The sequence below is a fragment of the Bacillus fungorum genome (assembly GCF_002746455.1).
Taxonomy (GTDB): Bacteria; Bacillota; Bacilli; order Bacillales; family Bacillaceae_G; genus Bacillus_A; species Bacillus_A fungorum.
Window position 1 is genome coordinate 64244 of record NZ_NWUW01000012.1, and the last position, 11857, is coordinate 76100.

Genomic DNA, 11857 nt, shown 5'->3' on the forward strand with positions numbered 1-11857 from the left:
TTATCTCGCTATTGCGGGCAGTAAAACTCCCATCTCAAAATGTGGCTATGGCAAAGAAGTTAGGTGGGAGTGGGCTGCTTGTAAATGCCCAATTGGTGAGGGCTGATTAAAGTTGCACTTTATTATTCTATAGTTCTATTAAGAAGGAGTATGTGAAAAATATAATGGAGAAAAATATTCAACAAGAGAACGATAAATCAAAACCTGTTTTTTATGATCCTAAAGGAAGGAGAAACAAAGCTTTTATTTGGTTTCTATGTATCTCAGTAGTTAGCGTAAGTATTGTATTTTATTTTTTCTTTCAAAGTATTTTTTCAACACCAGAAATTCCAAATATGAATACCGCTGTACAACAAGATAATAAACTTGTACCTATTAATCAAAAACTTAGTGATCAGCAGTTAAAGAAGGAAGAATTTAAACCAAATACCGAAACGAAGGATAAGAAAAATTTGGTGAATTCGACGAACGCTAGTAAACAACCTAAAGAAGTGTATGGTTTTTATGTAAATTAGGATGAAAATAGTACTGCTTCTTTAAAAGAAAATATCGATTCATTAACCACCCTAGTACCAGAGTGGTATCATTTAAAAGCAGATTTAACGATTAGAAGTGAGATAAATCCTGAGATAGTAAAGTTAGCAGAAAAAAACCAAGTAAAAATTATGCCTTTACTTACTAACTATACAGAGGAAGCTTCTGATCCTGATAGTGGGCTAATTCATAAGTTACTGAATTCCTCAAATGATGTAAAGACAAAGTTTATAAATGATTTAGTAAAGCAAGTTGAAAAGAATCAATTTGCGGGTATTAATATTGACTTTGAGGCAGTACCTGAAAGTGATAGAGAAAACTTAACAAATTTTATGAAAGAACTTACTACGGTCTTTCATCAACATGATTTGCTCGTTACACAAGATATTCCAGCTAATGATAAGGCTTTTGATTATAGTGCGTTAGCAAAAATAATAGATCGAATGATTGTAATGATGTACGATGAGCACTATGGAGCGGGAGAACCAGGACCAATTGCTTCAAATAAATGGTTCCAACACACATTGAAAGAACTGAATATTCCGTCTAATAAACTTATAGTTGCTTTCGGTAACTATGGATATGATTGGAAAGTAAATAGTAAGGAACCGGCGAAATCTTTAACTTTTTCAGAAGTTATGGTAATGGCTCATAATTCAAATATGAAAATTCAATGGGATAAGATTAGTGGAAATCCTTATTTTAGATATAAAACAGGAGAGAAAGAACATACTGCTTGGTTCTTAGACGGTGTTACTCTCTATAATCAAGTGAAAATCGCAATGGACAACAATGCAAAGGGGTTTGCGCTATGGAGATTAGGAGCAGAAGATCCTACAATATGGAAAGTTTTAAAAAATCCGATTGAGGCACAAAAAAATCCTGATGTATTACATAAAATCACTAGTTTAGATGAAGTGAATTATTCTGGACAAGGTGAAATTTTACAGATTGAGAATGAAAAGAAAAATGGATTGAGAGATTTTAAAGTAAGCAAAGATGGTTATCTTACAGATGAAGTATATCAATCCTTACCATCTGCATATGAAGTGCAACGATATGGAAAACCAAATGGGAAACAAGTAGTATTAACATTTGATGATGGACCAGACCCGAAATATACGCCAGAAATTTTGGATATATTAAAAGAGAATAAAATAAAAGCTGCTTTTTTTGTACTTGGTGAAAACGCGCAACTAAATCCTAGTATTGTAAAAAGAATATACGATGAAGGTCATGAAATTGGCAATCATACTTTCAAGCATCCTAACGTAGCTAATACGTCTTTACTACGAACAAAAGTAGAACTTAATACGACGCAACGTTTAATTCAGGAAGTAACTGGACATTCTACGGTTTTATTTAGACCACCATATGAAGCGGATGCTAACCCGGATTCATCAAATGAAATATTACCGATTTTACGTGCACAAAATATGAACTATACAATGGTAGCAGAAAAAGTTGATCCTGAAGACTGGGCAACACCATCAACAAATGAATTAGTAAAGCGTGCTCTTAATCCCGTTTATAAGGGAGAGGGAAATATTATTCTTCTCCATGATGCGGGAGGGAATCGTACCCATACAGTAGAGGCGCTGCCAATCATTATTAAAGACCTTAAAAAGCATGGATATAGTTTTGTAACAATTTCAGATTTAATGAATAAAGAACGAGATGAAATTATGCCTCCTGTTTCTTCTGAGGGTGAGCAATATTTACTTTACAATAAAGCTGTCTTTTCAGGAGCGGGATATTTTAAACATATATTAACAACTATTTTTTATGTTGCTATTGGATTAGGTATTTTTCGATTCTTATTCTTAATTTATTTTGCATGGAAGCAGAAAAGAAAAACGCTATCTCGCTATATTAATTCGTCCTATCAACCTTTTGTTAGTGTTGTCATAGCAGCATATAATGAAGAAAAGGTGATAGCCAAAACGATTCGCTCAATTTTGGATAGTAATTATAGAGAATTTGAAGTTATTGTTGTGGATGACGGATCGACAGATGGTACGTCAAAAGTAATGCAAGAAACATTTTATAAACATCCTAAAGTTCGTTTCATTCAGAAAGAAAACGGCGGGAAATCATCGGCAATGAACCTAGGGTTTCAACAATCGCGAGGAGAAATCATTGTCACTTTAGATGCGGATACTATTATTGCGCAAGACGCCATCTCTCTAATGGTTAGACACTTTGAAGATCAGAATGTAGCTGCAGTTTCAGGTAATGTCAAAGTGGGGAATAGACGGAATTTGTTAACTACTTGGCAACATGTTGAGTACATTACAGGGTTTAATTTAGAACGTAGAGCTTTTGATGAGTTAAATTGTATTACAGTAGTTCCAGGAGCTATTGGGGCGTGGCGTAAGAAGAATGTAGTTGAATCTGGATATTTAAGCGAAGATACATTAGCAGAAGATACGGATCTTACTATTACATTTTTACGTCAAGGACATAGAATTGTATATGAAGAAAAGGCTTATGCTTTTACGGAGTCACCTGAAGATGTGAAAAGTCTCATTAAACAGCGATATCGTTGGTCATATGGTACACTTCAATGTCTTTGGAAACATCGAAAAGCGTTATGTAATTCAAAGCATAAAACATTAGGATTTATCGCATTGCCAAATATGTGGTTATTCCAATATGTTCTCCAATTCATTGCTCCTTTTGCAGATATATTAATGATTGTGGGACTATTTAGTAGTAATCCACTAAAAGTTTTAGGATTTTATTTTGTATTCTTTTTAATGGATCTCCTCGCATCTCTGTTTGCATTTAAATTAGAGGAGGAGAATCCGAAACCATTAGTATGGTTAATTTTACAACGCTTTATTTATCGTCAATTTATGACTTATGTTGTCATTAAATCTATATTCTCATCGATTCGAGGAGTAGCGGTAGGGTGGAATAAGCTAAAGAGAATGGGGAGCGTTAAACATTCTACGGAACATAAGGAGGCATCTTAAGAGAGCGGGTTATCCGCTCTCTTTTTATTGATTTTAGTTAGTTGAGTGTAGATTAGATACGTCTGTATCTATAAGGGTACTGATAGTGAGACATTATGTTAAGATACGCCTTTAGTTTCGGGAAAAAAATTTTTTATATTTTTTTAAAATGACGGACATAAAATCATATATACCTTCGAAATATATATATGGATAACATAAATATGTATATAAAAGGGGAGAAAAAATATGAAAGAAATGTATGAAGAAATCACTGAAGTATTGAAGGTATTAGCACATCCTGTCCGTTTATCATTAGTAAACATAATGCTTGCAAAAGGTCCTATTAACGTAACGACAATGTATGAAATGTTACAAATGCCTCAAAGTACAATTAGTCAACATTTATCTAAATTAAAAGCTACTAAAGTCGTTACAGGTACTCGGAAAGGGTTAGAAATTTATTATGAAGTAACGGATAATCGTACAAAAGCGATATTATTAAGCTTGGCTTAATGGGTGACTGTTTAGACTTCAAAATGAAGTAAGAAATTCAGCGACTATAATTTTCTTATTAACATTAGTCGTATGCATTGTGGTTTTTAATTTGTTTCATATACTTCTTAATTTGGGTCTTGCCGTATCACTATCAAGCTAATTTTTAAATGGATTATAAAAATGAAAGTTTTCTTATTAGGGTCTTTTTGTTAGCTTGATAGTGATGTGCCGTTCCCTCTAGTATGTAAAGAAGTTGGTAGGTTTTTTAGTCATGCAATCTTTTTATTTGATGATCTTTTCCCCATTCGCATAATTCATCCATAATTTGCATTAAAGATTTCCCGTATTCACTTATTGTGTACTCAACCTTTGGTGGTACTTCTTGATATACAGTACGATGGATAATCCCATCAGCTTCAAGTTGCCTAAGTTGTTGTGTAAGAACTTTTTGTGTAATGTTTGGGATTTCCCGTCGGATTTCATTTGTACGCATTTTTCCATCCATCAAAACACATAGAATATGAACTTTCCATTTTCCGCCGATTACATCGAGTGTTGTTGCAATTGGGCAATCATTATTTTGATTCATATTACACCTCCAAAGGTACTTTCAGGTTCCTATAGCACTTGAAAGTACGTACTTTTCAATTATATGTAACGCATTCATACTAATACGTAAAGGATTGATTAATTTATAAAGGGGATGGAAAATGATGAGAACACTTGTAATTGTAGCACACCCTCATATTGAAAAATCAAAAATTAATAAAAGATGGATAGAAGAACTTGAGAAACATTCGGATGAAATTACGGTGCATGAATTATATAAAGTGGCACCGAATTGGGAGTTTAATATTGAAGAAGAGCAAAAGTTATTAGTAGAACACGACAGATATATATTCCAATTTCCGCTATACTGGTACAGTTCACCACCATTATTGAAAAAATGGTTTGATGATGTATTAACATATGGATTTGCGTACGGATCAAAAGGGGATAAAGTGAAGGGAAAAGAGTTTGGTGTAGCTATTTCTATAGGTGGTTTAGAAAAAGACTATAATAATAGCGGAATTACGATGGATGATTTAACGAAACCATTCCAAGCTACGTGCTTATATACAGACATGAAATTTATACCTTCATTTTATTTATATGGTGCAGAATATAAATTAAGTGATGCAGAGATTGATAAAAGTGCACCTGAGTATGTGCAATATGTGATGAATAAGGAGTATTCTAATATATAAGAGAAAATAGCCATTTACTTGTTAGGTAGATGGCTATTTTTATAAAAATTATATTCACTAAGTGTAATATTTAGTAAATTAATAGTTAATCTGATAAAATAAAAAACCTAACATATATAAAGGGGAGTTTTACTTGAGAACGATGCAAAAATTATTACAAAAAAGAGCAATGCAATCACCAAATTTGGAAGCGCTTGTAGGCCGAGAGAAAAGGTATTCGTTTCAACAGTATAATGAACGAGTAAACCAGCTTGCACATTATTTTTTACATAAAGGTGTGCAAAGAGCGGATCGTATAGGAATACTTTGCAAAAATAATCACCCGTTTCCAAGCGTTATGATGGCAAGTTTAAAAATTGGAGCGGTATTTATTCCGCTAAATCATCAGCTTACTGTTTATGAATTAGAAACGATTGTAAAAGAAGCGAAATTAAAAGTATTAATTATTGATGAAGAATTTAGTGAAGTGTTATTGAAGATTGATGCTGTTAAAGAAATTCCTTATGTAATTGAAACGACAGAAGAAGGTTTTGGTTCGTTTGAATTGAAACTACAAGAACAGCCAAGTACAGAACCGAACGTAGAAGTTCATGAAGATGATGATGCGATTTACTTATTTACTTCAGGAACGACTGGACAGGCGAAAGCATGTGTAATTGGACATAAAAACTTACATTATTATTTTGCTGAGATTGCGGGACAAAGAGAAATTCCAGCAGGTGAACGCTTTTTATCTGTGCATCCATTGTTTCATATGAGTGGGGTGCTTTCTATTTTAAATTGCATTTATCATGGTGTTACGATGATCTTCTTAGCTGATTCGAATCCTACTCTTATTTGGGATAAGATTGAAGAAGAGAAAATTACTACGATGCTTGCGTTCCCGGCTGTTTATAGCTACATGCTTGATGAAATAAATAAAAAAGAGCGTAATATTTCGACCTTTAAAGTAGCACAAAGCGGTGGTACAAAAGTGCCAGAAACACTTATTCAAAGATATATGGAAAAAGGAATATATATGGTGCAAGGTTATGGGAGTACAGAAGGTTGGGTAGTAACTTCATGGCATCCAATGATGGGAAAAGAAAAGATGTCTTCTGTAGGGAAAACACTTAAACATGTAGAGTTAAAAATTGTTCATCCAGAAACAGGACATGAACTAACAACAAATGAAGTTGGAGAGATTCATGTAAGAAGTCCATACATGTTTAAAGGGTATTGGAATAATGAAAAGGCGACAAAGAAGGTAGTAAAAGATAATTGGTTTAACATGGGCGATGCTGGCATGATAGATGACGACGGATTCCTGCATATTATGGGAAGATATAAAGACGTTATCATACGCGGTGGTGATAACGTATATCCAGATCAAGTAGAAGATGTTATTCATGAAATACATGGTGTTTTAGAAGTTGCAGTAGTTGGGGTTCCGGATGACTTTTGGGGAGAAGTTCCAAGAGCTTATCTTGTAAAGGATAGCGAAACAACATTAACAGAAGAAAGTATTATTCAGTATTGTAAGGAGAAATTAGCAAGTTACAAAATACCAGAAGTGGTATTTATCGAAGAGTTACCGAAAAACGCTTTAGGGAAAGTGTTGAAGAGAGAATTACGGGATGTAGTTCTTGTGAAATAAAAAGGGTATTAAACGATGAAGAACCCAGTTATGTATAAAGCATGACTGGGTTTTTATGTATCAAAAACATAATAATTTACTAGATTTTGCATTTTGTGTAAGATAATAAAGAATATTCAAATATTAATTAAGAGAAGAGATGTAAATGAAGCTGCCGCTATTACAGGTAGAGACAGAGAGACTTATAATCCGTCCGTTCCAAAATGATGATTATGAAAGTTGGTTAGATGGATTTAATAAGAGGTTACCATCGCAGTATAAATATGACGATGGTTATCAAGTTATGGCATCATCAACAAAAGAATGGTTCACGGAATGGATAAGAGGCTTTGATGAAGCAGCACACCGGGATGAGATGTATGTATTAGGTATTTTTCGTAAAGGAGACGGGGCTAATATTGGAAAGCTAGAGCTAATAAAAATTTTACGTATGGACTATCAATGGGCGATGATGGGGTATTCCATACATAATCAATATTGGAAAAATGGATATGGCATGGAAAGTGTAAAAGCTGCGATATCGTTATTTTTTAATAGTCTTCATTTTCATAGAATTGAATTACATATACGTGTTGGTAATGAGCCATCCGTTCGTCTTGCGGAAAGAGCAGGTTTTTCTTTTGAGTGCAAGAGAGAGGCGTTTTCATTAGAGAATGGTAAGTGGATGGATTTTCTTATTTATTTTAAAAATAAGGAGATGGATATATGAGAGTTCTAATTACAGGTGGAAATCGCGGATTAGGGTCACAGTTAGTAAAAGTATTTCACGAAAATGGGCATATCGTTTATCCGTTAGTTAGAACTGAGGTTGCGATAACACAATTGAAGAAAATGTTTAGTTGTAGATGTTTTCCTATATTGGCAGACTTATCGATTGATGAGAGTACGGAGCAAATTAAAAGCCAGCTTGAGGATTGATCTAGTTATCAATAACGCAGGAATTACTGGGAAGGAGACTGAGGTTTTACATACGAATTCAGAAGAGTTAACGGATTTATTTAATATTCATTGCTTAGGTGTGATTCGAGCTGTAAAAGGTACATATGTGTCTTTAGCTAAATCGGATTATCCGAGAATCATAAATGTGTCCTCTCGATTAGGTTCATTGCATAAAATGGCGAACAAAGAGTTTCAACAAGGTCAGTTTTCGTATTCTTATCGAATTGCTAAAGCTGCACAAAATATGTTAACGCTCTGCTTACAACAAGAGTTTGAGGATAAAGGAATTCGTGTAACTGCCATTCACCCTGGAAAATTAAAGACTGATATTGGTGCTTTTGATGCGAATATGACTTCGGCTGAAGGAGCAAAAAATATATATGATTGGTTAATAGATTCAAATGAGGATGTTTCAGGGAAGTTTATTGAGCCAGGTGTGGGGGAATTGAAGTGGTAAAAACGGAGATAGAGTTATATTCTAAAATTTTTAAAGAAGGTTAGGAGAAAAGAAAATGAAGACTATAAATGTATTTTATTATGACGCATTTACAAATAAACCGAATATGGGTAATCCAGCAGGTATTGTATTAGATGCAGATGGATTAACAGAAGAGGAAATGCAGCGTATTGCTGAAAAAATTGGATTTAACGAAACAACTTTTGTTTTTTCTTCAGAGGTAGCAGATGTGAGAATGCGCTATTTTACACCTCGTTTTGAAATGGATTTATGTGGCCATGGGACAGTCGGGACAATATTTGCCTTACGTGAAAGAGGTTTATTAGAAGAGAGAACAAATATTACGATTGAAACGAAGGCTGGGATTTTACCGATACAAATAGATGTAAATAAAAAGGGAGAAACCTTTATTAAAATGAGGCAGGCAGCACCTCAGTTTAAAGATTTTGCGGGTTCAAAAGAAGAATTAGCTCATAGTATTGGTTTAGAAGTAAATGATTTAGATGTAAGTTTACCAATCGTATATGGAAGTACGGGGAACTGGACTGTAATTGTACCTATTAAAAATCTTGATGCATGTGAGAGAATGAAACCTAATAATGATGCGTTTCCATCAGTATTAAAAGAAATCCCCAACGCTTCTATTCATCCAGTTTGTCTAGAAACTTATGATGAGCAGGTGCAAATGCATGGGCGTCATTTCTCATCGGCTTTTGCTGGAACGATTGAAGATCCAGTGACAGGAACAGCTTTAGGTGTAATGGGAGCGTATTATGCGGCGTATTTAGAGAAAGATTTTGAACAAGAATTGGAGTTAATCGTTGAGCAAGGACAGGAAATAAATAAAGATGGTCGTGTAATGGTGTATGTAACGAAAGATGTAGAAACTGAGAATTTACAAATAGATATTGCTGGAACAGCGGTGTATGTGAAAGAGTTTGAAGTTTCAATATAAAGAAGAAAGCCCGGAATACATCCGGACTTTCATTATCTGTTCAACACTTCAATATACGAAGCATCTCCAGTTGTTCTTAAAGCGGAGCGGAAATTATTATTTTCTAACGTTTCAGCAACTTGTTGTAATTGCTGGGCATCATCATGATGAATAATTAAACTGTCTGCACCACTTTCTTCTATATGAATATGTTCGACATTTCCGATGGCATCATGTACAGCTTTTAAAAATTCAGGTTTCATATTGTCCTCCTATATGTATGTAACGTTGTTAGTAGTATTTCCTTATTTTTGAAATATAAAAGTAAATGAAAGGAGAAATACAAATGAATATATCTCAGTTTAAAGAACATATTACATCACTTTTTGAAGAACATCTTAATAAATACGGTGACGATGAGTATGGCTTCACTTACATTAGTAAAGAGGAATTTCATAAAATAGGTTACACGACAAATTTGACGTTAGAGACAATTGAAGAAGCTTATGAAAATGGGATTGATATGATACTTACACATCATGCACCGTGGAGCTTTTTATTTGGTATGGAAGAGGCTTGTATTGAGAAATTAAAAGAATATGAAATGAATCATTTTTGGATTCATTTGCCGTTAGATTTTGTAAAGTTTGGTACATGTACGTCGTTATTTAATGAAATTGGGATAGATACAATACTGGAATATTCCACGTATGAGGAAGAAGAGCTACCAGGAATAGGAGAGTGTAAAGAAGCGATTCCTTTTTCAAACTTAGTAGGCAAACTTGAAGAGAGAATGGAAGAGAAAGTGAAGAGCTGGAAAAATCACGATAAACCAGTGAAACGGATTGCGATTTTAACAGGTGCAGGAAATAAAGTGATAATCTAAATTGGAATGAAAATAGTTCGTATCCCAAAATAGGATATCAGCCATTTTACCGGATGGAGATTAATGAAGTGTATAAGTTTGACGGTGAGTATGAAGCCGATAAAAGGATGTTTGTTAGAGTAGAAGAGAGTGCAGTGTATCATTATAAATGGAATGAATTATATGATGAAATCTTGAAGGAAGCTGTTTTGATAAAGTGAAAATTAATTTCTATTATATTAAGATGTTTGAAGGTATTTTCTATTTGTTTGTCAAATAATAGTAAAGTTGTCTTTTGAATTAAGGAAATATTCGGAGTTGAAGGGTGAGGGAATGGACATTTCAGTAATCGCTGCACAACTAGTTAAGGAGAACGTGATTTCACATTATCCAAATAGCATAAAAGTGTTGAACGGAGGAACGACAAGTACTGTATATTTGTTGGATGAAAAGTATGTTGTAAAACTGAATGAATCGGAAGTAATACGTGAAGAAGCTTATTTTCTTTCTTTTTATGAGGGGAATACTTTATTTTCAAAGCTTTTGTATAAGGAACCTTTACATACATATATTGTGTATTCTTTCCTTGAAGGTAGTACTTCGTGCAAACAAGGACATAAACGAAGTGCGCTTAGTACTCTTGTAAAAGAAGTTATCAATAAGTATAAAATTGTTCCAGAGGCAGATGGCTGGGGATGGAAAGAAAGTCCGGTTCAATCTTGGAATGAATTTTTAGCGAAAAATGTGATGGAAGCTCATGAAAATGTAAGACGTTACATAAGTGATGAAAAGTATAAAACAGTTCTTAAACTAGCAAATAGTCAAAATAGGGGGACTGGAATAAATCAGCCATTTTTATTGCATGGTGATCTTGGATTTCATAATTTTATATTTCAAGGAAATAAGCTGCACGGTGTAATTGATCCCTTACCAGTGTTAGGAGATCCTATATACGATTTAATTTATGCTTTTTGTTCAACTCCGGAAGATTTAACAAAAGAAACAATCGATTATGCGATGAAACAATGTGTATTTTATAAAAAAGACCGTGATTTATATGAGGAAATAGTCATAGGATTATATTTGCGTATAGATACGTGTTTAAGACACCACCCGAAAGATTTAGAACATTATTTAGCAGCTTGGCGTTATTGGATGAGCGAGGTTGAGATGACTTTATAGTACAAATACTTTGGGGGAGATAGTGAGATGAATGTTGCAGAAGCGAAAAAAGATTTGGCAAGAAAAACGAAGAGAGGCTTACCAATTATAGTAGCTGGCATTTTATTTTGGATAGTTATGAGTATAACGGGCTTTGTTCTTTCTGAAAAACAAGTTGTGTGGGTGTATATAATTGGTATGGGCTGTGTGTTTCCTTTTGGTTTAATGATAGCTGCTATATTAAAAATTGATATGTTTGCGAAAGGAAATCCACTAGGGGTTTTAGCGGGAGTAATTGGTGGAATAAATGTATTGAATATTCCGCTTGTATTATTTGCGTATTTTCAAATTCCGGAGTGGTTACCTTTTGTAGTAGCAATGTTAATAGGTGTTCATTTTATCCCGTACGTATGGATTTACGAAAGTAAAAGTTATGGTTTATTGTCAGTAGGAACTGTATTCGTAACGTCAGTTTGCGGGATTCTTTTTGAGGAAAAAGGATTCACTTTAATTCCATGGTCAGTTACAGTTGTCTATTTACTTACTTTTATATGTTTATTAATTGAAAATAAAAAAGCAGATCATTATCAACAAAAATCAGCTTAATAAAAATATAGGGATAGGGGAAA

Annotated in this window: 9 protein-coding genes and 4 pseudogenes; 11 read left to right on the forward strand and 2 right to left on the reverse strand. The window is 33.8% G+C overall.

Features of this window, described 5'->3' with window-relative positions:
* Positions 1-164 precede the first annotated feature (164 nt).
* Positions 165-3512 (forward strand): annotated as a pseudogene (locus CO726_RS17640) (trifunctional glycoside hydrolase family 18/polysaccharide deacetylase/glycosyltransferase family 2 protein).
* A 228-nt stretch (positions 3513-3740) separates the two neighbouring features.
* Entirely contained in the window at positions 3741-4007 is a 267-nt protein-coding gene (locus CO726_RS17645; RefSeq protein ID WP_098761052.1) for an ArsR/SmtB family transcription factor, read from the forward strand.
* A gap of 247 nt (positions 4008-4254) precedes the next feature.
* On the opposite strand, the gene CO726_RS17650 is transcribed toward CO726_RS17645, so the two are convergent.
* Entirely contained in the window at positions 4255-4578 is a 324-nt protein-coding gene (locus CO726_RS17650) for a winged helix-turn-helix transcriptional regulator (protein ID WP_099685101.1), read from the reverse strand.
* A 124-nt stretch (positions 4579-4702) separates the two neighbouring features.
* Here CO726_RS17650 and CO726_RS17655 point away from each other — a divergent pair, with 124 nt between their 5' ends.
* From CO726_RS17655 to CO726_RS17675, 5 genes and pseudogenes are all read left to right on the forward strand, one after another.
* Positions 4703-5236, forward strand: a complete 534-nt coding sequence (locus CO726_RS17655) for an NAD(P)H-dependent oxidoreductase (RefSeq protein ID WP_136699709.1) — start codon at positions 4703-4705, stop codon at positions 5234-5236.
* Positions 5237-5369: 133 nt separating this feature from the next.
* Positions 5370-6872 (forward strand): class I adenylate-forming enzyme family protein, encoded by a 1503-nt coding sequence (locus tag CO726_RS17660; protein WP_136699711.1) that lies wholly within the window; start codon positions 5370-5372, stop codon positions 6870-6872.
* A 145-nt stretch (positions 6873-7017) separates the two neighbouring features.
* Entirely contained in the window at positions 7018-7581 is a 564-nt protein-coding gene (locus CO726_RS17665) for a GNAT family N-acetyltransferase (RefSeq protein WP_099685103.1), read from the forward strand.
* Positions 7578-8268: pseudogene (locus CO726_RS17670) on the forward strand (SDR family NAD(P)-dependent oxidoreductase). The gene CO726_RS17665 and the pseudogene CO726_RS17670 overlap by 4 nt, the downstream one beginning before the upstream one ends.
* Positions 8269-8323: 55 nt before the next feature.
* On the forward strand, positions 8324-9223 hold the full coding sequence (locus CO726_RS17675) for a PhzF family phenazine biosynthesis protein (protein WP_099685104.1): 900 nt from the start codon (positions 8324-8326) through the stop codon (positions 9221-9223).
* A gap of 32 nt (positions 9224-9255) precedes the next feature.
* Here CO726_RS17675 and CO726_RS17680 read toward each other — a convergent pair whose 3' ends face one another.
* Positions 9256-9465, reverse strand: a complete 210-nt coding sequence (locus CO726_RS17680; RefSeq protein WP_098614899.1) for a hypothetical protein — start codon at positions 9463-9465, stop codon at positions 9256-9258.
* Positions 9466-9548: 83 nt separating this feature from the next.
* Between CO726_RS17680 and CO726_RS17685 the strand changes: the two are divergent.
* From CO726_RS17685 to CO726_RS17700, 4 genes and pseudogenes are all read left to right on the forward strand, one after another.
* Positions 9549-10073 (forward strand): annotated as a pseudogene (locus CO726_RS17685) (Nif3-like dinuclear metal center hexameric protein); the annotation flags it as partial.
* A 2-nt stretch (positions 10074-10075) separates the two neighbouring features.
* A pseudogene (locus tag CO726_RS17690) lies at positions 10076-10288 on the forward strand (NUDIX hydrolase); the annotation flags it as partial.
* A 112-nt stretch (positions 10289-10400) separates the two neighbouring features.
* Entirely contained in the window at positions 10401-11249 is an 849-nt protein-coding gene (locus CO726_RS17695) for a phosphotransferase (RefSeq protein WP_099685105.1), read from the forward strand.
* Between the two features lie 27 nt (positions 11250-11276).
* Positions 11277-11834: a DUF7010 family protein gene (locus CO726_RS17700; protein WP_099685106.1), complete on the forward strand. Its 558-nt coding sequence runs from the start codon at positions 11277-11279 to the stop codon at positions 11832-11834.
* Positions 11835-11857 lie beyond the last annotated feature (23 nt).